This window comes from Paenibacillus sp. LS1, assembly GCF_026013365.1.
Lineage (GTDB): Bacteria > Bacillota > Bacilli > Paenibacillales > Paenibacillaceae > Paenibacillus.
In genome coordinates, this window is record NZ_JAPDOE010000009.1 from 205,622 (window position 1) to 230,430 (window position 24,809).

Annotated in this window: 21 protein-coding genes; 19 read left to right on the forward strand and 2 right to left on the reverse strand. The window is 44.1% G+C overall.

Features of this window, described 5'->3' with window-relative positions:
• The first annotated feature begins 334 nt into the window (after positions 1–334).
• From OM416_RS24705 to OM416_RS24740, 8 genes are all read left to right on the forward strand, one after another.
• Positions 335–1,813 (forward strand): Lsa family ABC-F type ribosomal protection protein, encoded by a 1,479-nt coding sequence (locus tag OM416_RS24705; protein ID WP_264934000.1) that lies wholly within the window; start codon positions 335–337, stop codon positions 1,811–1,813.
• Positions 1,814–2,021: 208 nt separating this feature from the next.
• The gene (locus OM416_RS24710; protein ID WP_264934002.1) at positions 2,022–2,588 is read left to right on the forward strand and encodes a TetR/AcrR family transcriptional regulator; all 567 of its coding nucleotides are present in this window, start codon (positions 2,022–2,024) and stop codon (positions 2,586–2,588) included.
• A 352-nt stretch (positions 2,589–2,940) separates the two neighbouring features.
• Positions 2,941–4,095 (forward strand): glycosyltransferase family 2 protein, encoded by a 1,155-nt coding sequence (locus OM416_RS24715; RefSeq protein ID WP_264934004.1) that lies wholly within the window; start codon positions 2,941–2,943, stop codon positions 4,093–4,095.
• A 37-nt stretch (positions 4,096–4,132) separates the two neighbouring features.
• Entirely contained in the window at positions 4,133–5,440 is a 1,308-nt protein-coding gene (locus OM416_RS24720; RefSeq protein ID WP_264934006.1) for an aminotransferase class III-fold pyridoxal phosphate-dependent enzyme, read from the forward strand.
• Between the two features lie 41 nt (positions 5,441–5,481).
• Positions 5,482–6,513 (forward strand): zinc-dependent alcohol dehydrogenase, encoded by a 1,032-nt coding sequence (locus tag OM416_RS24725; RefSeq protein ID WP_264934008.1) that lies wholly within the window; start codon positions 5,482–5,484, stop codon positions 6,511–6,513.
• A gap of 80 nt (positions 6,514–6,593) precedes the next feature.
• Positions 6,594–7,838 (forward strand): MFS transporter, encoded by a 1,245-nt coding sequence (locus tag OM416_RS24730; protein WP_264934010.1) that lies wholly within the window; start codon positions 6,594–6,596, stop codon positions 7,836–7,838.
• Between the two features lie 79 nt (positions 7,839–7,917).
• Complete coding sequence (locus OM416_RS24735) at positions 7,918–8,511, forward strand: DUF1349 domain-containing protein (protein ID WP_264934012.1); 594 nt, start codon at positions 7,918–7,920, stop codon at positions 8,509–8,511.
• Positions 8,512–8,550: 39 nt separating this feature from the next.
• Positions 8,551–9,192: an HAD family hydrolase gene (locus OM416_RS24740; protein ID WP_127548321.1), complete on the forward strand. Its 642-nt coding sequence runs from the start codon at positions 8,551–8,553 to the stop codon at positions 9,190–9,192.
• Here the strand turns inward: OM416_RS24740 and OM416_RS24745 are convergent.
• On the reverse strand, positions 9,189–10,004 hold the full coding sequence (locus OM416_RS24745) for an AraC family transcriptional regulator (protein ID WP_264934015.1): 816 nt from the start codon (positions 10,002–10,004) through the stop codon (positions 9,189–9,191). The two genes, OM416_RS24740 and OM416_RS24745, sit on opposite strands and share 4 nt — an antisense overlap.
• Positions 10,005–10,298: 294 nt before the next feature.
• On the opposite strand from OM416_RS24745, the gene OM416_RS24750 reads away from it, so the two are divergent.
• From OM416_RS24750 to OM416_RS24760, 3 genes are all read left to right on the forward strand, one after another.
• Entirely contained in the window at positions 10,299–11,441 is a 1,143-nt protein-coding gene (locus OM416_RS24750; RefSeq protein WP_264934018.1) for an NAD(P)/FAD-dependent oxidoreductase, read from the forward strand.
• Positions 11,438–11,725, forward strand: coding sequence for a hypothetical protein (locus OM416_RS24755; protein ID WP_264934020.1), 288 nt, complete (start codon positions 11,438–11,440; stop codon positions 11,723–11,725). Before OM416_RS24750 ends, OM416_RS24755 begins: the two co-directional genes overlap by 4 nt.
• A 212-nt stretch (positions 11,726–11,937) precedes the next feature.
• A complete protein-coding gene (locus OM416_RS24760) occupies positions 11,938–13,170 on the forward strand; it encodes a cytochrome P450 (protein WP_264934022.1) in 1,233 nt (410 codons plus the stop codon).
• Between the two features lie 106 nt (positions 13,171–13,276).
• Here the strand turns inward: OM416_RS24760 and OM416_RS24765 are convergent, their stop codons facing one another.
• Positions 13,277–14,716, reverse strand: coding sequence for a DHA2 family efflux MFS transporter permease subunit (locus OM416_RS24765; RefSeq protein ID WP_264934053.1), 1,440 nt, complete (start codon positions 14,714–14,716; stop codon positions 13,277–13,279).
• 281 nt (positions 14,717–14,997) lie between these two features.
• Between OM416_RS24765 and OM416_RS24770 the strand changes: the two genes are divergently transcribed.
• From OM416_RS24770 to OM416_RS24805, 8 genes are all read left to right on the forward strand, one after another.
• Positions 14,998–15,603, forward strand: a complete 606-nt coding sequence (locus OM416_RS24770) for a TetR/AcrR family transcriptional regulator (RefSeq protein WP_062834267.1) — start codon at positions 14,998–15,000, stop codon at positions 15,601–15,603.
• A gap of 45 nt (positions 15,604–15,648) precedes the next feature.
• The gene (locus OM416_RS24775) at positions 15,649–16,182 is read left to right on the forward strand and encodes a GNAT family N-acetyltransferase (RefSeq protein WP_264934023.1); all 534 of its coding nucleotides are present in this window, start codon (positions 15,649–15,651) and stop codon (positions 16,180–16,182) included.
• Between the two features lie 76 nt (positions 16,183–16,258).
• A complete protein-coding gene (locus OM416_RS24780; RefSeq protein ID WP_264934024.1) occupies positions 16,259–16,933 on the forward strand; it encodes a response regulator transcription factor in 675 nt (224 codons plus the stop codon).
• Positions 16,930–18,300 (forward strand): sensor histidine kinase, encoded by a 1,371-nt coding sequence (locus OM416_RS24785; RefSeq protein WP_264934025.1) that lies wholly within the window; start codon positions 16,930–16,932, stop codon positions 18,298–18,300. Before OM416_RS24780 ends, OM416_RS24785 begins: the two co-directional genes overlap by 4 nt.
• A gap of 229 nt (positions 18,301–18,529) precedes the next feature.
• The gene (locus OM416_RS24790; protein WP_264934027.1) at positions 18,530–19,519 is read left to right on the forward strand and encodes an alpha/beta hydrolase; all 990 of its coding nucleotides are present in this window, start codon (positions 18,530–18,532) and stop codon (positions 19,517–19,519) included.
• Positions 19,520–19,683: 164 nt separating this feature from the next.
• The gene (locus tag OM416_RS24795) at positions 19,684–20,667 is read left to right on the forward strand and encodes an alpha/beta fold hydrolase (RefSeq protein WP_264934029.1); all 984 of its coding nucleotides are present in this window, start codon (positions 19,684–19,686) and stop codon (positions 20,665–20,667) included.
• A 158-nt stretch (positions 20,668–20,825) separates the two neighbouring features.
• Entirely contained in the window at positions 20,826–22,280 is a 1,455-nt protein-coding gene (locus tag OM416_RS24800; protein WP_264934031.1) for an alpha/beta hydrolase family protein, read from the forward strand.
• A gap of 39 nt (positions 22,281–22,319) precedes the next feature.
• Entirely contained in the window at positions 22,320–24,410 is a 2,091-nt protein-coding gene (locus tag OM416_RS24805; protein ID WP_264934033.1) for a serine hydrolase domain-containing protein, read from the forward strand.
• Positions 24,411–24,809 lie beyond the last annotated feature (399 nt).

A 24,809-nucleotide genomic window follows, 5' to 3' on the forward strand; every position in this document is an offset into this window, starting at 1 on the left:
AATATATTCCATGTTAAGTTTTTTGTATTAAATTTTGAGCGTTCAAAGGGGGATAGAGTCATGACTGAATTAGAGGTTGTAGATGTTTATGTGGACCTGTCAACGAACATGAACAGTGGCATGGTTCACAATATTACTAATCAGAATCCGACACGTTATCCCGTCTATGCATAGATCTACTTGGCGCTGAATGTTATATCGTCAGGTTTCTTTATTGTATAAGCGATCTAAATTCTGATTATGTTCAAATATTAAAGTGAGGGAATCCATGCCATGCTCGATGGTGAAATCCCGTCAATTTACTTTTATATTTCACATAAAAAGGATGATCTGTATGTCATTAATCAACGTTACCAACCTGACCTTTGCCTATGAAGGCAGTTACGATAATATATTTGAAAATATTAGTTTTCAGTTGGACTCCGATTGGAAATTGGGTTTTACCGGAAGGAACGGCAGAGGCAAAACGACCTTTCTTAATCTGTTACTCGGTAAATATGAATATAGCGGACAGATCTCGGCGAATGTTAGCTTTGAATACTTTCCTTTCCAGGTAGAGAATAAGGGAGCCATGACTCTCGATGTCATCAGCGAGATTCATCCTGAATATCTGCATTGGCAAGTTGTGCGCGAGTTTAACCTGTTAAAGGTGTCGGAAGATGTGTTGTATCGGCCTTTCGATACGTTATCCAACGGAGAACAAACAAAGGTGATGCTGGCTGCTTTGTTCCTGAAGGATAATCGGTTTTTGCTCATTGATGAACCGACCAATCACCTTGATCTTCATGCGAGACAACTCGTCAGCAATTATCTTCACAGCAAGCGTGGATTTATTTTGGTATCACACGATCGCTCCTTTCTGGATCACAGCGTGGACCATATCCTTTCCATCAATAAGAGTAACATCGAGGTTCAGAAAGGCAATTTCTCCGCTTGGTGGGAAAATAAAAGAAGACAAGATCAGTTTGAACTTGCGAGCAATGAGAAATTAATCAAGGATATCAAGCGATTATCCGATTCAGCCAAACGGACCGGTGGATGGTCGCATGAAGTTGAAAAAACCAAAAATGGTACGAGAAATTCCGGTTCCAAGGTGGATAAAGGATATATTGGGCACAAGGCTGCCAAAATGATGAAACGTTCCAAAAATATCGAACAAAGGCAGCAATCTGCGATTCAAGACAAATCCAAACTTCTCAAAAATATTGAAAGTGCAGAACGTCTACAGATTCATCAGCTGGATTTTCACAAGCAGGAACTTGTCGAATTGGAGCATGTGTCGATATCATACGGGTCTAATACTGTATGTAAGGATGTCAGCTTCACGGTTGAAAAAGGGGATCGAATTGCTCTATACGGTAAAAATGGATCTGGCAAATCAAGCATCCTTAAACTGATCTGTGATGAAGCTATCCCTTATACAGGTCTTTTCCGAAAGGATCATCAGCTTAAAATCTCGTATGTGTCGCAGGACACGTCCGATCTAGGAGGACATTTATCCGAGTATGCGGCCACACAGGGGATTGATGAGAGCTTGTTTAAATCGATACTCCGAAAGTTGAATTTTACCAGACTGCAATTGGAGAAAGATATCTCAACGTTTAGTGCTGGTCAAAAAAAGAAAGTGCTCATTGCCAAAAGCCTTAGTGAGAAAGCCCATTTGCACATATGGGATGAACCACTCAATTTTATAGATGTCATTTCACGTATGCAGATCGAAGATCTGCTGCTGGAATACTCGCCAACCCTGCTTTTTGTAGAGCACGACAGTGAATTTTGTGCGAATATTGCAACGAGAATTATCGAATTGTAAGCAACGGACAAGATAAAAGATGACCATGTTAAGAGCCGCCAAATGGCGGCTTTTAAGCTTTATGTTTACATTACATATATAAGAGGTAACATATTACCTTCAAAATGCGATATCGTGAGAATATATGCTATAATTTTATAATCTCATCCAATCATTTGATGGATGACTAGATCAATTGTAGAATAATTCGCCAAGAGGTGTACTACCAATGAAAAAGGAAATGACAACAATTAAACAAACCAGGCTACATTCCATTCTGGACGAGGCCACCAAATTGCTGATTGAAAAACCGAATGCTTCTATGAATGAGATTGCAGAATCTGCAAAAATCGGGATCGCTACGTTACATCGATATGTGGAAAGTCGCGAACAGCTTATGGTATATCTGGGATTACGCGCAATTGAGGTGGTCAGTGAGACCATGAAAGAAATCCAACTGGATGAGGAGTATTGTGAAAAGTACATACCCGAACTGATTGAAGCGCTGATTCCATTAGGCGACAAAATTTATTTTTTGGCTCATGACACCACCATTAACTATAATCCCGAGATTGAGGGAGCCGATCTGAAACTGAGAGAACCGGTACTGCATGCAGTCGGTCTGTTACAAGAGAAAGGTTATTTCCGCTCCGATCTCGATAAAACCTGGATTGTCGATGTGCTGTACTCCATCATGTTCCTGACATGGCAGCAGGTTGTAAGTGGTCATATTGCGAGAAAAGCAGCCCCTGCGCTTGTGGTAGATACGTTTTATCATGGATTTAAGCAGCGTTAGTCAAGGACAATTTAACGAGAAACAATAGTAGATTCCATCAAGCGAACACCCCCAAAAAGACGACTGTATCGTGTGATACGCAGACTCTTTGGGGGTGTTTTTTTGTGTTCACAACAGCGTTTCTCAGTGCGCAAGCATCAAAGACTTGCATTTTTTACATATTCAAATATTAACAGAGTTCAGAATTTAAGATTTCAAGTTTACAAAAAATGATATAAATTTCTAGTAGATTCAAATCATTACCAAATAAAGACAAAATTTTTAAATGAGGGGGCCGGACAGAAACACCTGCAATTATGTACTTCGAAACAGCTTATGTACTCATTCCATCAACCCAATCAGGAGGGATTCCATGCTTTACACCATTATTGTGCCAGTCAACCAGGACTATAACATTTTGAACCTGTTCACAGATTCGTTGCTCCGGACGGTAAGTCCATCCACTCAGATTATTTTCATCAACGATGGTTCCGGCTCAGCAGTGTTTCAACATCTGGATAAACTGAAGCAAGAAGTAAGAGAAGGTGTGACCATCGAGATTCTTCAGCATGATTTTCCACTCGGTTGCGCCGTGTCGATTAATAGCGCACTTAGCCTCGCCAAGGGAGAGTACATTTTCTTCCTGGATTCCGACACCATTCTTCAACCGAACTGGCAACCGATGATGAAAGAGACACTGGATAGCGATATTACGATCGGCATGATTGGAGGCGTTCTGTTGTATCCTCAAACCGGAGGCGTGCAGCACTGCGGCATTGCTTTTGCGGATACCATCGGCCGACACCTGTTCCTGAACGCATCCCCTGATGATATCCCGAAAGAAACCTTCTCCGTTCAACTGGTGGTGTTCGCCATGTTCGGCATGAAGCGGGAGGTCTACGAGACCATCGGCAACCTTGATGAGAAGTTCTTTAATGGATACGAGGATTTCGATTATCAGATGCGGGCACGAGCTGCCGGATACGATACGGTTATTAACCCGAAAATTCAAGCATATCACTGGGAACGCAGCAGCGGGATTCACCGCAACTTCAACCGCAAGAACAATCTGGCACGTTTCTGGAAAAAGTGGGGCGGTCAAATCGAAGCTGATGTGTGGCCCTTCGTTTTCAGTCATCTAAAAGCACAGCTGGAAAGCCAAGAGGAATACCAGCATCTGCCGATTGTCGGCATTGACCTTGCCGAGGTTCGAAGTGATGCGGATACATTCTGGACCAAGCTGGAGGAAGCTGACTTTGCACCTGTTGCCGAAGTACGTGACTATTCCAATCGCTTCAATTCCAACGGAGCCATCTGGCTGCCGCAGGTACTGGGTAAGGAACTGATTAACAGTGAGAACCGGTTACTGTTTTTGGTGGACAATTTCGCCCGTCTGCTGGAGAACCGCTACTGGATTGAGATGAGACATGCTCATCGAGCCAAGGATCTGATCATCGATCTGTATGGCAATGTGATTACGATGGATCGCATATACGATGGATGCTGGCCTGGAACCAAAGTTCGCTAATTCACTCACAACGAATGTAAACAGGGAGGTACTTAAGGTGAAAGAAAAAGAGAGCACGCTGGACCGTGCCGTAAGATTTACCCGTAATCTGGAGTGGTTGGAGCAAGTCGAAAAGGTAATTCCGAGCGGATGCAGCACTTTAGCCAAAGCACCTGAGCGTTTATTCCCCGGGCATACACCCGTGTGTTGTGCAGAGGCTTATAATTCCCGATTTACAGATATCGACGGTAACGAATGGCTGGATTGCGAGATGGCCATGGGTACAGCATCATGGGGCCATGCCAGACATGAAGTCCAACTCACCGTCATTCACCAGTTGAAAAAAGGGACAAGCTTTTCGGTTCCGGCCGACATCGAGCTTGAATGTGCGGAGTTGATTTTGGAGCGGTTCGAGGGTCGTTATCCGTCGCTGCGCTTCACCAAAAGTGGTGCCGATGCAGTGAGTGGGGCTGTACGTCTGGCCCGTGCTGCAAGTGGCAAAAGCAAGGTTATTGCGACAGCTTATCATGGATGGCACGATTGGTCCGCCTACGGCTATTATGGTGGGCAGACGAAAGAGCGAGGCATTCCAGTAGATATAGAGCGTTCAACGATCTGGGTCAACAAGCCTACTGCGGAGCGAATTGAGGCCCAGATTACCTCATCTCCCGAGGATATCGCATGTATTGTTCTATGTCCCAACGAGTGGAAAAGGGACGCGTTGGAGGAAGTCGTAACCCTATGCCGATCTCTTGACATCATTATCATATTCGATGAGGTAACTTCCGGTATTCGAATGGGCAAGCAGGCTACAGCGGGAGAATATGACATCTGGCCTGATCTGCTCTGTATCTCCAAAGGTATGGCAAACGGTTTACCGCTCGCAGCAGTGATGGGGCCTGAGCACTTAATGTCTCTGTCGGGACAGGTCAGATTCAGTAATGCCCATTCCAGCGAAACGACAGCGCTCGCGGCAGCCATTGCCTGTGAACGGTTAATGAAAAATGCGAAGGTCTGGCCGACTTGGCGTGATCCGGCAACACGGATTATGGATCGTCTGGAATCTGAACTTGTGTTACTCGGATTGACGGATCAATTGGAAGTGAGGGGGACGTATGCAAGCTTCTGCATTCAATCCCTGGCCGAGGATAACTTCCAAACCGACCCTTTCCGTGAGTTCATGGTGAAGAAAATGGCACATTTCGGCATTTTCACCAAAGGCTACTTTATTTTCTCCGATGCCCATACACGGGAAGAATTGGTGTGGGTCGAGGAAGCTTTGTTGCAGATCCTGTCAGACTGGAAAGAGATTCAGAAGCAGGAACATCTTCATTCCATGCAACTTTCGAAAACGTTTGAAGCTTAATCCATAAATAGAAATCGACAATCGACTAGGAGGAATATTCAATGAAAGCACTCGTATATCAGGATCTCAAACAGGTAACTTACCAGGAGATTGAGGAGCCAACCATTCAAAAGCCGAATCAAGTGAAAATTAAAATCTATGGTTCAGGCATCTGCGGGACAGATCTGAATATTGTCAAAGGCAAAGTACCGGCGAATAAAGGAACAATTATCGGTCATGAAGGCGTGGGCACAGTAGTTGAAGTGGGCGACGAAGTTCGTGGATTCAAGATCGGTGATCGGGTATTGGTTGATCCCACGCAATCTTGCGGTACCTGCTCATACTGCCGCGAAGGTCTGTTCATCTACTGCGAGAATTTTGATGACTATCAAGTAGGCATGACGACGCACGGAACCTTTGCTGAATATTTTGTTGGAGACGAAAAGTATATCTATGCCATCCCGGATTCCATGAGCTGGGAAACGGCCATGATGATCGAACCACTGGGATGTGTTCTGCAGACGTTCATGAAAGCTGGAGTTAAGCCAAGTGACTCTGTACTCGTCCTCGGTTCCGGTGCCATCGGTTCCCTGTGTCAGCTTGTGAGCAAACGATTGGCAAGGCTTACGGTAGGCACGGAAGTTGATCCATACCGCAAAGAGTTTGCTTCAGAGATCGCGGATCATGTCTTCTATCCTCAGGATCTGACACTGGATAAAGTATACGAAATCAATAATAATAAAAAGTTTGATCTGATTGTTGATGCTGTTGGGAACCAGCTTCATGTCGGCTTTGAATTGATTGCAAAAGGCGGCAGAATTATTCCTATGGGATATGACGACAGCTATGAGGTGACGTTCAAATCAACAGCCGTGATTAATGATGGCATTAGTATCATCGGTGCAGTTGCTAATCACTCGATGATCAGTACGGCACTGAAATTTGCCCAAAGCATTCCAGAACTGGAGCAGATGGTGACAGCCAAGGAACTGCTGAGCGATTATGAGCAGGCTTTTAATGGAACGATTGGTTATGACATGCATTCTGGAGAGAAATTGCCGATGAATTCGGTCAAAACGGCTCTTATCCTATAAGCATGTAGACATTAGCGGGTTTGCCGCTGCGAGAAGTTGGAATTCGCAGCGGTGAAAACCGCAGAAGGAAGGGATATCGATTGAAATTGCTTCAAGATTTGCCGAAGAATCCACGCTACTCCATTTTCCTCGAACCGGTATGGGCCATTCCGGGCACGATCGTTCTCTTCTATGCTCCTTTATATATGAAGGAAGCCGGACTTTCGGATATTGAAATCGGTTTAATCAATTCGGTGAATCTTTATTTTGCCTTTATCTTTCAATTGTTTGCGGGTTCCATTACGAATAAGTTGGGGCGCAAACGAACAACGCTTATCTTTGATCTGCTTGCCTGGAGTGTTCCCATGTTCATCTGGGCCTTCTCTCAGAACTTCTGGCTGTTCCTGATCGCCTACTTACTGAACGCAACATCCAAGTTTGTAACGGTCGCCTTTAACTGTCTGATCATAGAGGATGTGGAGGAACATAAACGATCGAAGGTATTTGCCATTCTCAACATGATCATTACAGGTGCCGGGGTATTAACGCCTATTGCCGGGGTGGTCATTGCTAATTATGGTATTGTGCCAACACTCGCCAGCATTTACTTTGTCGGGGGCATCCTCATGACGGCCATGTTCTTCATTCGTAACCGATACACGGATGAGACCGAGGTCGGCAAGGAACTTATGGGCTTGCATAGTAAAACCCGCGTGCTTCAGAGTTTGGGTTCAAGTCTGCGCCTGTTCGGTAAGTCATTTTACAAACGGAGACTGTTCCCGATCATTCTGATTACCGTGTTGTCCAATCTGATTTTACAGCTGAATTTCTTCCAGGTCATTTTCTTCAAGGAACAGTTGAAGTTTGATGACCGTGTCATTTCGTTTATTCCGGTCGTGACCGCAGTGACCGTCATGTTGCTCTATCTGGTCATCATTCCGCGATTGAAACGGCGTTCGGAGGAAAAGTATGTTGGTTTTTCCATCGTGCTTAGTACGGCCGGGGCCATCCTGTTTCTATTGATTCCTGTGGGGAATATAGGGATGTTGTTTCTCACGCTAATCGTGCTCGCTGCGGGTAACTTCATTTTGCAGACGTACCGGGATTCCCTGCTGATGAACCGATTGGGTACGCATGAGAAAGCCGACATGTTCTCGGCCGTGCAGACGGTCATGACGCTAACAGCCATTCCATCCGGATATCTGACGGGTTTGCTCTACCATCACAATCCAACACTATTGTTCAGTGTCATTCTTGGTCTATACGTTGTACTTATGGTCATCATGTTCTTCCTGCCAGATCCGCAAAAGCACTCCCAAGTGCTGGAACCTTACAAAAATATGTAGAAGAAGGGGTTTTCTGTATATGAAGCGAATATGTAGTACAGAAAAAACTAGAACATATTTCAACTTGGGAGGCTAAGAAATGACTAACGTAATGACAACAGAAGCACGGAAACAATGGAACTGGATGAACGAGCCCGAAACCTGGTCCTATACGGATCAGGGAGGTGTGCTGGTGGAAGCGAAGGCGGACACCGACTTTTTCCAGGACCCTGCGGGCAAGCACATTCGTGCAACCGCACCATTTCTGTCCATGCCTGTGCCTGAGGACTTCGAAATCACAACCCAGTTAACCGTGGATATGAAAAATCAATATGATTCCGGATGTCTGATGGTGATGGGGGATGATCTTAACTGGTGCAAAATTTGCTTTGAGTATGATGGAAAAGCACCTACCATCGTGTCAGTGGTCACACGTGATGGTTCATCCGATGATTGCAATTCTGTGGAAGTCTCCGTACCTAGTCCCTATCTGCGTATACGCAAAGTAGAGGGCTGCATATCATTCTTTTATTCACCCGATGGGGATGAGTGGAAACTAATTCGTTATTTCGGCATGCCGACACAAGGGGAACTTCGAGCTGGATTAGTTGTTCAGTCGCCGACTGGAACGGGCTGTACGTGTCACTTTTTATCCGTGAACGTTACTCATCCGGACTTGACCGCACGCTTCTAATCCGCTCCCCCGGCCGATCATTGGAGGGAGAACAGGTTCATGGTAAAAGCATTTATATTTGATTTTGATGGACTCATTGTGGATACAGAGACGCCTTGGTACTATGCGTTTCGCGATATTTATGAAGAACATGGAGTTGAACTTGGTCTGGAGCTTTGGTCGAAAAATGTGGGGACATCCTTTGAGGAGTTTCATCCATTTCTATATCTGGAGCAGGCGCTCCAAAAAAAGATAGATCATGATCATATCAAATTGCTCTCTGAACAGAAATACGAAGTCTATTTGGGACAGGCCGCTATTCTTCCAGGGGTGTATGAATTGCTTCAGTCTGCGAGGGAAAAGGGGATTCAGCTTGCGGTTGCTTCCAGCTCCACACGGGACTGGGTGCATGGTTACTTGCAGAAGTTAGGCATTTTCGATTATTTCACAGTCGTTCATACATCCGAGGATGTGAAGCGAGTGAAACCGGACCCAGAACTGTACCTTCTTGCTCTCCAAAGTCTTGGGATCGAGGCTTCCGAAGCGATTGTGTTCGAAGATTCACCTAATGGCTTGAAAGCAGCCAATGCGGCAGGTATTCGTTGTATCATCGTACCTAACGAGGTAACACGTGGTCTGGAATTCGCCATGCATGAGCTGCGGTTATCCTCGCTGGCCGAGATCGATATGGAGGCTCTTTAATCCAGATACTGTTTGCGTAGCTCGATAGGGGAGATCCCTTCGTATTTTTTAAACACTGATCCAAAGTAACTGGCACTGTTGAAACCAACGGCTTTGGCTATTTCATGAGCGGTAGTGGCATCATTTTCAATGAGCATTTCCTTGGCTTTCAACAACCGATATCGTGTCAGATACTCCAATGGAGTCATTTGAAACTCTTTTTTGAATATCCGATTCAGGTGCTGTTCGGTTACGTCCATCTGCTCAGCCAACATGGGGAGAGAGATATCCTGATGATAATTTTCTTTGATAAAAGTAATGAGTTCATCCAATCTTAATCGGGCATCAGAACGTTCGTAAGCACTATAGCGTTCACCTTCAATGGTTATTCTGACCAAAAGCATGTACAGTAACGCGGATACGTGCCAGATCTTATCCTTGTGCCGGGACTGCAGCGCCAACGTAATTTCATGCAACAGGATATGAAGCATCCCATCCGGCTTGAAGGCGCGCAGCTCCCCGATCTGCAAGGTATGCAAGAACCGTGGCAATAAATAGCCATTGAAAGACAGACAATCAAATCGTAATGAATCACTCAGATTGTGGTAACGGTAGGTTACCTCCGGGAACAAGATGAGAGCGGTTCCTTTTTTGATCGAAAATTCATGATTCTTTGCTGCGATTCGCCCTGTTCCTCCGATGCACTGTACAATGCTGTAATCCCGTGAATGGTCGCTCCAATTCATCAATTCATCAACGGTCAACTGGTTTTGCCCTGTAATCATGAGCGGCATATCGGTATCCAGTGGATTCCCCATGCTAGGTTTCGGCATCGTCGTGTTATTCCTCTTTTCGTTAAAGGATCATGTGCGTAAGTGGCGTGGTTACAGCGTTAAAAGAAACCTAGAAAGAATTATATTACATAAATGTAATTATTTTAATGGATTGCTGACCGATAATAAAACGTTTTCAAAAATATAATCTAACAACTCTTTATTCGATGCATTAGCATGAATCGTAGCTTGATCAGTCTCTATATATAGATCTAAAAGTACGCCTGCCTTGCCAACAGAATGCGAAACGGTATACGCTATAACGAATGAGTGATTAAGGAAAGGGATGCAAACATGAAGAAAGTCATCGTAGTCGGATCGGGTATTCTGGGGGCATCAACAGCCTATCAATTAGCCAAACTGGGCGCAGAGGTCATCATCATAGACCGAAAAGATGTAGGACAGGCAACGGATGCAGCTGCCGGTATCATCTGTCCATGGCTGTCACAGCGACGCAACCAGGACTGGTATCAGCTCGCCAAGGCTGGTGCGCGGTTCTATCCTGGCATCATAGCGGAGCTTGAGAGTGAAGGAGAAACGGAAACCGGATATGCTCAAGTGGGTGCACTCAGCATTCATACGGATGTGGACAAAATCAACAAGATGGAAGAGCGGGCCCACCTTCGCAAAGCAGATGCACCGGAGATTGGTGAGATTACACTTCTTGATGCAAAAGAAACCCTTGAGCGTTTTCCTCTGCTGGAGGAACATTATGGATCGGTACATATCAGCGGTGCTGCACGTATAGATGGACGGGCGCTGCGCGATGCCTTAATCCGGTCTGCACAGCGGAATGGAGCTGAAGTGATCCATGGAGACGCCACGCTTCAATATGAAGCAGATCGAGTCATGGGTGTGACAGTTAATGGTCAGCGTTTCCTGGCAGATGAAGTCATTGTCTGTGCGGGTGCATGGGCGAATGCACTGTTGAAGCCAGTCGGCATACACTTTAAAGTGCACTATCAAAAGGCTCAAATTATGCATCTGCATGTCACGGATGGGGAGGATACGGGCAACTGGCCCGTGATCATGCCACCGTCTGACCAATATCTATTAGCCTTTGATCAACAGAAGATTGTAATTGGAGCCACTCATGAGAATGATGTGGAGGGTTATGATACAAGAGTAACCGCAGGGGGCATGCAGGAAGTTTTGAATAAAGGTCTGGAACTGGCACCTGGTCTTGCAAACAGTACATTCCAGGAAGTACGAGTTGGGTTCCGTCCGTTCACACCTGGCTTTCTGCCTGTAATGGGGGTTGTGCCAGGCTGGCAGGGTCTAATTACAGCGAACGGACTTGGAGCCTCTGGCCTGACAATGGGCCCTTTTATCGGGAGTCAACTGGCGAAACTAGCTCTCGGCATGGAACTGGATATCGATATTGAGCCATACACTGTGGGCAAAGCAATGGATGAAATTGAAAGAGGTGAGTCATGACATATTCACAACGTTTATCTGATGGAGCGAACTCGTCCGACATCATACATTTGGAGCATCAGATCGGTACGACGAAAGAAGAACTGCGAATAGCCTTGGAGAAACAAGAAACATATGAACGCGAATTGGCCGATTTGAAGTCATCACCAATCGGGAGTGCATCGAAAGAGGGTTCGGACGAGCAAGTCTTAATGGAGAAGGCAAGCCACACGCAGAACTTGATTGAAACCCTGTCTGCACAGCTGGATCAGCTTCAGGAAGCATTGGCGAAACTGGGCGATTAATCGATTTGTATCGCTTAACTCTTTGGAACACTGATAAAAATATACGATGCGTATAAAATGAAAACCCCTTATAATAAGGGTTTTTTCTGATTTGGTTCGAATGATGTATATCAATAAATGAACTAGTGGTATAAAATGGAATCAGGTGCTGAACTGTCAATTCAGGTACCGATGTAACCAATCACGAAACTATTCTGAGAGGTGGCTTCCGAATGTACAAAGAAGTGATACGCGTTGAGGACATCACAGGGTTCCAGTCCAGATCTGAAGAGTTTTTTCCACTGCACTGGTTTCGAAAAATGCTGTCCGAACATCCTGTGTATTATCACGAAGATACAGACACCTGGAATGTGTTCAGATACGATGATGTGAAGCAGGTCCTGAGCAATCATGCTTATTTTTCAGCTGAAGGAACCCGAACAACCATTGCGGTGGGAGCGAAGAACAACGAAGGCACACCTCCGGACAAATTAAACATTTCAAGTATTGATCCGCCCCGTCATCAAAAAAGTCGTTCGTTGTTGTCCGCTGCTTTTACACCCCGTAGTCTGAAAAACTGGGAGCCACGTATTCGCAACATTGCGCAGCAGCTGGTAGCCGATATTGAGCCGAATACGACCATTGATATTGTTCAAGCGTTGGCTGCTCCGCTGCCTTCGATGGTTATGGCTGATCTGCTCGGCATCCCTCTCACAGACAGCCATCGCTTCAAGAACTGGGTAGATATTCTGTTTCAACCCACCAATCCGAACACGGCTGAAGAGAGTGAACTGAAAAAGCAGACTGCAGCGCAAGAGTACTATCAATTTCTGTACCCGATTGTGGTTCATAAACGATCCCATCCTGGTGAGGATATCATTACGGATCTGTTGAACGTTGATGTTGAGGGGGAGAAGTTCACGGAGGATGAGGTTGTTCGCACGACCATGCTTCTGCTGGGAGCCGGTATTGAGACAACAAGCCATATGGTTTCCAATACGTTCTATTCCTTCCTGTACGATGACCCGAGTCTGTATGGTCAACTAAGACAGAATCCCGAGTTGGTTCCGCTCGCAGTGGAAGAAATGCTTCGTTATCGGTTTCATAATGCCAAGCGACATCGGACTGTGAAGCAGGATAACCAATTGCTCGGAGTAGACTTGAAAAAAGGAGATGTTGTCATCTCCTGGATGAGTGCAGCGAATATGGACGAGCAGATGTTTGAAGACCCATTTGAGCTAAACATTTATCGTCGGAATAACAAAAAACATCTTACCTTTGGCAATGGCCCACACTTTTGTCTGGGTGCCCCGCTGGCAAGAATGGAACTAAGCATTGCCTTAACTGCATTTGTAGAGAAGATTGCTCGGATTGAACCGGTGGAGTCCTTTGATCTGGAGAATAATCTGGCCACTTCAGCTCCGGGACAGTCGTTAACCCATCTGCCAGTGAAGATCGTTGAGTAGAGGGAAAGGTTTATACTGGATACATTATAAAAAGCGGCAGATCAGACGTAAACGTCTTGATCTGCCGCTTTACTTTGCTATGCAAGCAAGTATGAGGATGGACAACTTAATTTGAATTCATGGAAACTTTTTGTCTAACAACCTGTTTGATTTCTTCCTCTTTCGCTTGTTTGGTGCGTTTAATAAAGAAGGAAAGAACCAATCCCACGACAGCGATACCGATAATCACGACATAAGCATCATTGATACCCTGGATCATGGATTCTGTGGCAAGCTGTTGTTGAGTAAGGCCATTGGCTGCACCAGTTGCCATCATATCCTGTACGTGTGCCGTTGTACGGGAAGTCATGACACTCACGAGCAATGAAGTACCTACCGCACCCGCAACTTGTCTGACGGTGTTGGAGATGGCTGTACCATGTGCGCCGAGTCTTGGTGGCAGTTGGTTAAGTCCCGCCGTTTGAATCGGCATCATGAGCAAAGCCATACCAATTCGGCGACCGGTTGACATTAATACTAGGTAACCATAACTGGTTGAATCCGTTAAATCGATGAAACCAATTGTCGTCACGATGGTGATCACCATCCCGATCACAGCCAGCCATTTCGCGCCAAATCGGTCAAACAATTTTCCGGCTACAGGCATCAGGAATCCCATGACAAGGGCACCCGGAAGAAGTAATAATCCGGACTCCAGTGCGGTGTAACCACGTGCGTTCTGGAGATACAAGGGAAGCAACATCATGTCAGCATACATGATCATCGTAATTGCGATACTGATGACCGTGGTCAGGGAGAACATGTTGTACTTGAAAGCCCGCAGGTCAAGCAGCGGAGTATCTGAAACGAGCTGACGCCATGTGAACAGCGCAAGAGAAACAATACCAGCAGCAATACAGATAAGTACTTCTGCACTTGACCATCCCAGACTTCCTGCTCTGCTGAAGCCATACAGCAATGCGCCGAATCCGATGGTCGATAGCACAACACTCATCGTGTCGAACTTTGTGCTGACCCGTTCGGATACATTCTTCAGGTATACAAACGCAAAGGCAATGACAATAAGAGTTAAAGGAATCATGCCGTAGAACATCGTTTGCCAAGAGTAGTTCTCCAGAATATAACCGGCAAGAGTAGGCCCGATTGCTGGGGCGAAAATGATGGCAAAACCAACCATACCCATGGCAGATCCTCGTTTTTCAGGAGCAAACAAGGTCAAAATAACGTTCATCAAGAGCGGCATGATAATACCGGCGCCCGCTGCTTGAATCATGCGTCCTGTCAGCAATGTACCGAAGTTGGTTGCAAGAGCGGAAACAATGGTACCAATCAGGAAAATAAACATGGAAGCTTGGAATAATTGCTTGGTTGAAAAGCGTTGCATGAAGTAGGCCGTGATGGGGATCAGCACCCCGTTCACCAGCATGTAACCTGTCGTTAACCATTGTGCTGTTGCGGCTGAGATGTTAAAATCACCCATCAACTCCGGTGTAGCGACACTCATGATCGTTTGATTCAACGTTGCAAGGAAGGCTCCCAAAATCATGATAAACAGGATGGGGCCTTTCTTAACGGATAATTCTTCTTGTACTCTAGCCTGACTCAATCCTTTTCATCCTTTCAATCCACGCGTGACTAAATTTACAACGTGTTGTATAGTTTACATTGTATTTATTGAATTATATACATATTCGGACAGATTACAATTTACGTTATCGTGTGTTTTCGTTGTTTATTTTACACAAAAATCGAATTTGTTGTTTAAACGAAGAATAAACGACTGTTTGTTTAAAATTGTAATGTTTAAAATTTGAAGGAGGGATACATGTGAAAGACGAGAAGAAATCAGCCGTAGACCCAAGAATATTGCGAACGCGTCAGTTAATTCGAGGTGCATTTGTTGAATTGCTGCAGGAAATGGATATTGAAAAATTGTCAGTGAACAAAATTGCCGAACGAGCTACGATCAATCGGGTAACCTTCTACCTGCACTATCGCGATATTACAGATATGATGGAGAAGATGGCTGACGAGATGATCGAGCATATTGAACGGATCGTGGATGAATATGCCCCTCATTTTGAGAAGCAACGGACAGAAGAGGCATGGCCTGTTCTGGTTAAGTTACTGGAGCATTTTGCAGAGAACGCCTCATTCTATCAGGTGGTACTTGCCACGAAGCGCACACCGATCTTTACCGAACGACTGCTCAAATTGTTGAGTACGCTGGTCAAAGCCAAAATTGATCGGGTGGAGATGGAGGATGAACTCGAAGAATCCGGCATTCATAAGGAGATTGCAATCTGGTACGGTTCTTCCGCCCTGATTGGTACCATTGTCGCCTGGTTGCGGAACGACATGCCTTATTCCCCGCATTTTCTGGCGAAACAATTCTCGTTGATTCGCTCTTACTCTTATAATGACCTGATATAATCAAACTACAATTACACCTAACGTTAGTAAAGGAGGAATAATGTAATGAAATATAGTGCAGAACGTATCTATGTGAGATTTTGGAATGTGGAAGATACCTCATTACTTCTGGATCTACAAGTTCGTAATCGTACGGAAATTGAGAAAATCTCTGCGAGTAATCGGGACGAGTCTTTTTATAGTTTGGAGGGACAAAGAACACTCATTGAGAGCTGGAACAAGAAGAGAGAAGAAGGGAATCGTTATTCCTTTGGTATTTTTCTACATACAACGGATGAACTCGTCGGTGAGATTTCTTTGTTCGAGATCATATTGGATTCTACCCCAAAATGGATCGTTGGTTATGTAACGGATATTCTGTATCAAGGCAAAGGATATATGAGTGAAGCTCTGCAATGTGTGCTGGAATTTGCCAAGCATGAAACTGACATCACTCGACTTGAAGCTGGTGCTGTACCTGATAATATAGGCTCCATCCGTGTCCTTCAAAAAGCAGGATTCAAGGAGTATGGCTCACAGCCTGTGCCAATTCAGGGAACGTTGAAAGAACATACCATGTTTGCTGTGGATATACTATAAGCAAGATGTTTTACTATTTACTATATATAAGTTGAACTAATCACTTACACGATAATGGAAAGGACAGAAAAAACCTATGGCTACTATACTCGTTGCTGACGACGATGCGAACATTCGCGAACTTGTCTGTCTATTTCTCAAAAACGATGGATTCACCACTGTGGAAGCTGCGGACGGTAAGGAAGCTCTCACCGTGTATGGCGAAACGACAGTTGATCTGGTTGTGCTTGATATTATGATGCCTGTCATGGATGGTTGGGCACTGTGCAAGGAACTCCGGAGAGCCAATCCCGACCTCCCGTTACTCATGCTGACGGCGAGAGGAGAGACTTGGGAGAAGGTGAAAGGGTTCGAACTGGGTACGGATGATTATTTGACGAAACCGTTCGATCCATTGGAGCTGACCGCTCGTGTCCGAGCATTACTGAAACGATACAAAATCGGCTCCACACATACAATCCAGTTTGGGAACGTTATTTTGGATCGTCAGACGTATAAGGTGACGAGAGGTACGGAGTCGCTTACGTTACCACTTAAGGAGTTTGAACTTCTGTATAAGCTTGCTGGAACACCAGGACAAGTCTATACACGTGAGCAATTGATCGATCAGATATGGGGGATTGATTACGCCGGAGATGATCGAACAATAGACGTACATATTAAACGCCTGCGCGAACGATTCGCAACTACACCTGATTTTCGGATAGAAACGGTGCGCGGGCTAGGGTACAGACTTGAGGTCCATGAATGATCCGATCCATATATATTCGTGTGGTCCTGACCTTTCTGGGGTCTGTCATCGCTGGTACGATCATTTCATTTTTTGTGTCTACCTGGATATTCGAAGAAAAATTGAACGAAAACGCTCAAATTAACCTACGAAACTTCGGACAAGACGTTGTGCAGATTTATAAGGCCCTCCCAGTGAGTGAAGCGGACTTGTACGTCAGTGGAATGAAACAGCTTAGTTCCTATCATATTCGAATTTACGAACCTTCGGGTGAGTTCAAAAATTATGGAAAGCTTAACGGACATAAGTCTGCTGCTGTGACGAGCGAGCAACTTAAGAAAGTATTAGATGGCGGCGTTGTTCAAGAAACAACGAGTGGAATTGCTACAGGGTTCCTAGGTTTACCATTGAAAACGGAGATGGGAACGAAAGCGATATTTTTGGAAACACTCGCACCGCCTTCAACCTCTTTTGTGATCAAGTGGGGTTTAATTTTTGCAAGCTGTTCGTTGATTGCAGGAAGCTTGTTGATTCTGGTTGCTTCTGTATATCTGGTGAGACCCATCAAGAAATTGACCAAAGCGACCAAACGGATTGCAGCTGGAGATTTCAACGTCAAGCTGAACATCAAGCAAACGACTGAGATTGGTACGTTGGCCCGCAGCTTTGAAGAAATGATGCATGATCTGAAGCAGTTGGAGCAGATGCGCAGGGAATTCGTTACGAATGTTTCGCACGAGGTTCAGTCTCCACTCACCTCGATATCCGGTTACGCTTCAGCACTGAAGCAAGTTAACCTCTCGGAGCAAGAGCGAAACCGTTACCTGGATATTATCATCTCCGAAGCGAAACGAATGTCCAAAATGAGCGATAGCCTGCTCAAGCTGAGTTTACTTGAGTCGCAGTCCCAACAATTACGGCTGAGCTCCTTAAGCCTTGATGAACAGATCAGGCGGGTCATCGTGGCGCTTCAGCCGCAATGGTCTGGGCGCAACATTCATTTCGAGCTTGATTTGGAGAACGTTAAGGTAACGGCTGATCACGATCAGTTAAATCAGGTATGGACGAACATCCTCGGAAATAGCATCAAGTTCTCCAAGGATGGCGGTATGATTAAAGTCAGTATGGAAGAGGATTTCAAAAATGTGACTGTTCGAATAACCGACACGGGCATTGGTATTCCCCTTGAAGACCAGAAGCGTATATTTGAGCGCTTTTTCAAGGCAGATCGTTCCCACAGTCGTAAATATGACGGAAGTGGAATGGGACTTGCCATCGTTAAACAGATCGTATCGCTTCATCAGGGTGACATCCGAGTGGAAAGCGAACCTGGTCAAGGAACGACCTTTATTATTACGTTGCCAATCCATCCACCAACGGATAGTTAGGCTCATAGTATAGGCCGATGCATAGGCCAATGAATAGAATATCCTTTGGAGTAACTAAAGCGAATTCTCATGCCGTGTGTAACATGCAAGTTTCCTTGTATGTTACATATGGCATTTTTTTGCTTGTTCATATTCCGTTCATATTAAGGTCATAGGGAGTACATCTTTGTTAGTTAGGCTTGAATTAGCGGCCTGTTAGGCCAATAAACACAGATGAGGATAGGAGCAGATGAATGTGAATCAACAAGCAGAGAAAGAAGTGCAGAGTAAAACAAAAACAAAGAAAGTGTTAAGCATCTTGTTTAAAGTGTTTGGCGCAATCGTTATCGTAATCCTACTTTTTATAGCCACGGTGTATACCGTTAACAAAATCAGTAGTTATTCGGAGCAAAAAAGAATGGAGCCGTATGGTCAACATGTATCTGTGGACGGGAAAAATATGAATGTGTTTATTCAAGGTGAAGGTGAGGAAACGATTGTGCTTCTGCCTGGTTTTGGAACGGCGTCACCTGCACTTGATTTTAAGCCACTTATTTCAGAGTTATCTCCATATTATAAAGTCGTCGTGGTTGAACCCTTTGGTTACGGGTTGAGCGATCAGACCGAAAAGGAACGCAGTACAGCGAATATCGTCAGTGAAATTCATGAAGCGTTACAGAGTCTACATATTGATCGTTACATCTTGATGGGTCATTCCATCTCGGGCATCTATAGTCTGGATTATGTGAACAAATATGCAGATGAAGTAAGTGCATACGTTGGGCTGGACACCAGTGTTCCCGCGATTAGTGAACAGAAGGTTGAAGCATCAGAAATCGTACCGATTCAATGGTACCGTAACTTGGGTTTCCCACGTTTGCAATTGAAAATGAGTGATGATCCATATGCTGGGCTACCGTATGATGAACAAACCAAAGAACAATTGAACATTTTGATACAAAAGAACATGTTTAATCCAACTCAATTGAACGAGATTGTAAGCATGTATTCCAACTTTAAAACAGCTGAACAGCTAACGTTGCCTGTCAATCTCCCGGTTCTTTTCTTTGTACAAAAGAATCATCCGGCAGTGGACAATTGGGTTCCTGAACACGAGAAGTTAATAGAGGACTCTGTGCGTGGTGAAATGGTTCTGCTGGAAGCAAATCATTATTTATACCGTTCCCATGCCAAAGAAATAGCTGAACAATTAAGGAGTTTTATGGTGGGAGTTCAATAACTCCATCAGGTATAGGCTCCCGTGCCAGTAACGTCGCAACATTTTCTTGCTTGTTCATATTCAGTTCATACTGACGTCATGGAGAGTACATTTTCATTGGATAAGATTTCATTAGCAGCAGAGAAGACAACCGAACAAACAGTTCAAGACAGGAGAAGATCAGATTGACACAACCAGAAGGAAAGAAAGCCAAGAATAGAACCAGGGTCAAGAAGATACGAAATATTATACTTAAAGTACTAGGAGCAATCTTAATCGCCATTATTCTTTTTCTAGGTATTGTTTATATCACCAATGTGGTCAGTAGCAATTCAGAGGCGAAAAAGATAGAACCTTATGGTCAGCATGTGTCTGTAGACGGGAAAAATATGAATGTGCTCATTCAGGGTGAAGGCAAGGAAACGATTGTGCTTCTGCCTGGTTATGGAACCGCAACACCAGCGCTTGATTTCAAGTTGCTTATTGATCAATTATCACCATATTACAAAGTTATTGCTGTTGAGCCATTTGGTTATGGATTAAGTGATGAAACTGAAAAAGAAAGAACCACAGAGAATATCGTAAGTGAAGTTCATGAAGCTCTGCAACAACTTGATATTCATCAGTACATGCTCATGGGTCACTCCATTGCAGGCATTTACGGCATTGACTATGTGAACAAATATCCGGATGAGGTAACTGCTTTTGTCGGTATTGATAGCAGTGTTTCAACACAACCGAGTATTACAGATGCCAAGTTCCCATTAAAAACGTTTGCTCTTCTCCGAAATACAGGTCTCTTAAGATTAATGATGAGTGCGGGTGCTGACCCCTATGAGGGGCTTGCATTTGATGATCAGACGGTTGAGCAGATGAAAATGATCTCGAATAAAAACATGTATAATCCTACGTCATTAAACGAGATGGATCATATTTATTCCAATTTTAAAGGTGCTCAAGGTTTAACCTTCCCTAAAGATCTTCCACTTCTTCTGTTTGTACAAGCAAATAATGAAGGTGTAGAAGGATGGATACCGCTGCATGAAGGGCAGATCAAAGATTCGGTACATGGGAAAGTAATCACCATGGATGGCGAACATTACTTGCACCATACGTTATTCAAAGAAATAGCTGAAGACGTTAGAGCTTTTATGAACGAAGCGAAATAAATAGGGTGTAAAAGTATACTCGTGACTTAACAGATATGCATTAAAGAATATGAAGAACCGTCCTGTAGGACGGTTTTTCCATAATATGATTAATTCGGCCGTTGCCGTGATGAGAGAGAGAGAGAGAGAGAGAGAGAGAGAGAGAGAGAGGAATTCAAATGAGATTATTTGAGATACTTTTAGTTCTGTCCTGTTTTGCTTTACTCGTAAACCTACTTTTTATTAAACGAAGTGCTAAGAAAACAGGATTGGGTTTGGGTATAGGAAGTAGTGTTATATTCGTAGTTCAATTGTTGGTTGAAGGATACCGATGGCAGTTGCTTTTGGTATATGTCATGACGGCCTTATTCATAATCATCGTTTTATTGAGACATTCCCAAAAGATGAACAATCTAAAAATAGGGAAGCTGTTGAAATATAGTTTATCTTCCTTAATCGTCATTCTGCTTGTTGGTTCTACTGTCTTGTCTGTATACTTACCAGTCTTTAATTTGCCGAAGCTTGATGGTCCAGAGAAAGTAGGTACTCAAACATTTCATTTTACAGATCAGAACAGAGATGAAGTATTCACTGAAGATCAAAGCGATAAGAGGGAGCTAATGGTCCAAGTCTGGTATCCTACTGAGAACATGAATAATAATAAGCGTGACACGCTGTTCCCAAAAGATAAAGAAATGTTCAAAAAGTATATTCAGAGCTTCTCTACTTCTTTAAAACTGCCTGAATTTGTGCTCGACTACTGGAAGTATAGTCAAACCAACTCTTATGAAAATGTAGAATTATTACCTTCTGCAAGTCCTTATCCCGTGGTACTGCTATCTCATGGCATGGGAACCAGTAGAGTTCTACATGCATCACAGGCCGAGAATCTGGCCAGTCATGGTTTTGTCGTGTTCACCATCGATCATACGTATAGCACCTTTGCTACCCTTTTTCCAGATGGCCGTGTAACGGATTACAAAAAAAGTACGACTACACTAGATGAACGTACAAAAACAGGGAATATATGGACGAAAGACGTGGAGTTTGTAATCAATCAAATTGAAAAGCTGAATTCAGGTGCAATCGAAAGTCAGTTTAAAGGAAAAATTGATCTAGATCACATCGGCGTGATGGGACATTCTTTTGGGGGGGCAACCGCGTTTAATGCAACGTATTTAGATCAGAGAATCAAGGCCGGTGTTAATATGGATGGGTCGCTATATGAAGTGGAAAATAGAGATGATATAAACAAGCCGTTTATGTTTATCAGGTCGGGAAGTTTTGAAGACTGGTTAGCCAATTTTGAAAAGGATAGAGCTTCGGATGACGAAGTAACTAAATCTCTTTCAGATGAGCTGCACATTATGAAAAATGTGATCAATCAGGGGGGAAGTGTGATTTATATAGAAGGAACCCAACACTTCAATTTCACGGACCTTCAATTCTATTCGGAGCTGATTAAACTGTCCGGGATCACAGGAGACATCAATGGTAAAAGAGGGTCAAACATCGTAAACCAATATGTACTCGATTTCTTTAACAAGCAACTGAAAGGAACGGGTGGAGATCTGATTCAGGGACCGAACGACTTGTATCCGGAGGTGAAATTTGTAGACCCAGAAGAGCTCTAATCAACCAAAACAAACATGTAAACTCAGGAGATGATGTGAATGGGACGACAAAAGGGAAAACGAACTTCAATCACCACCTTAACGCTGGTGCTAACGATGTTAGCTCCAATGTCAGTCATGGCTGCACCAGCTACGAGTAAAAACAGCGATCTGACGTATGAACCAACCAAGAAAATAGTAGCGGAGAAAGCAAAGATCCTTACAGAGACGTACGGAACAACCAGTGTGCAATATGCATTAATCGATGATGGAGAGATTGTGGTGTCTGGTCAGACAGGTAAGAACGATCTAAAGGACAAGGTACCGCTTACTTCAAATACGTTCTATGGCATTGGATCAACTAGCAAAATGTTTCTTACAGCCGCTGTGATGAAGCTTGTTGACCAGGGGAAAATTGATTTGGATCTGCCTGTTGTGAACTATATACCTGAATTTCAGATGAAAGATCATCGCTACACCCAAATTACACCACGCATGCTGTTGAATCATTCCTCCGGTCTGCTGGGCAGCACTGGCAGCAATGCCACATTGTACGGGGATAATGATACGTATTCACATGATACGTTTCTGGAGCAATTGGCGAATCAAAACCTAAAGGCTAGTCCCGGCGCATACTCGGTGTATAGTAACGACGGTTTTACATTAGCAGAGATTATGGTTGAACGTGTGAGTGGCGTGAGCTTTACCGCATTTATACACCAATCTTTTACGAAACCTCTGGACATGAAGCATACCAAAACACCACAGGATGTGGTAGACCCGGCAGACATGGCGGGAATCTATTCTCCATTGGTTGAAGGTCAGCTTCCACAAGAGAATTATAATATCATCGCTACTGGGGGCATTTATTCCACGGCTGAAGATCTTGTGAAATTCTCACGAATCTTTACGGGAGAGGTCGAAGGTATTCTTTCCAGTAAGTCGGTCGAAGCCATGGCGCAAGAAGAATACAAAAGAGGCATGTGGCCGGAGGATGGCGACACTTCCATATCTTACGGGTTAGGTTGGGATAGTGTGAACTTGTTCCCATTCAGTGAATATGGCATCAAGGCCATTACGAAAGGTGGAGATACGATATCGTATCACTCCTCATTAATCGTACTGCCGGAATACAATCTTGCTGCAGCCGTTACCTCATCAGGTGGGACAAGTGCCAAGGATCAGTTCATTGCGAGTGAATTGTTACTCAGCGCACTTGAGGAAAAAGGTATTATTACAGAACGGAAGCCGGAAAAATCATTTGGGGTGCCAGTGAAGGCAGATATGCCTAAAGAAATAGGCACGTATGCCGGCATATATGGTGCCAATAATTCGGTTAAGAAGATCGAAATGAATCATGCTGGACAACTGACTGTATCCTCACTCACAGCTCCGAGTAATCCGGCTCAAGAATACACATATACAGCGGATGGTACTTTTGTTAACGATGCAGGTACAGAAAAGTTGAAATTTGTTACGGAGCAGAATGGAAGTACGTATCTTTGGTCTCGATCTTATATATCCTTGCCAGGACTTGGACAGTTGGCTTTCTCAGAATATACGGCGGAGAAACTGGAAGCTAATAAATTATCGGAAGATATTACCGCCTCATGGGAAAAGCGTGAAGGTAAAAGATATTACGTGATCAATCAGAAATATACATCAACGGTGTATCTCCATTCATCACCAATTCTCTCTTTTCATATGAACGAAGAGAGTCCAGGGTATATGTCCAATAGTAAGATTGTTGGAGCCAACAAAGCAGTCACTGAGCTGCAAATCCCTGGCATGGCTGGACGTGATTCAAAAGAGATTTATTTCGCTGAAAAGAACGGAGTAGAGTACATCACAGCGGTAGGTAGCGTATATGCCAGTGAGGAATTTGTACAACCACTCTATTCGGGCAAACAATCTGAAACTACGATTCAAGCAGACGGTTATGCCAAATGGTTTTCGATACCAGCAACGGTAAAAGGTAAAGTCATGACGGTGAAAATGCCTGCAAATGGCGCCTTTGCCGTATATGATCAAAAGGGTGTGTGTATCAATCACACCGTGGTCAGCGGTAAGTATGAGGTTGTCTTACCAGAAAACGGCCACATTGTATTTGCAGGTGAGGTGGATTCGAAATTTAAAATTTCATTGAAATAGACGAAGTCTAGTAAGGTAGCATTCTGAAAGTATCAAGAACATTAACGGAAAAAAGTTGCAGAATGGTATTATCCCCTTTAAGTAGACACTTAAAAACCCTCATAAAATCAGGAGCGTTCAAGTGACTTTTGGAGGGGATATTTTATGAGTTAACCCATAAAGGGATCAGTTATTTACCCAAAAGTGTGGCGTATATTGTAAGGTGTTTTTACGCTTTCTTCAACGCAATTGGAAGCATAATTTTGTCTTGAGTCACCCCCCATAGAACTCAGAATGATACTCAAGTAGACATCAGGTTAAAAAGTTTGGCTGTCTTTCAGTTAAGCTCAAGGGCAGATTAACGCTATAAGCCTCTTAGGATTAGTATGCTTAAGTAAAAGAAGTGTCCTCATGAATTAT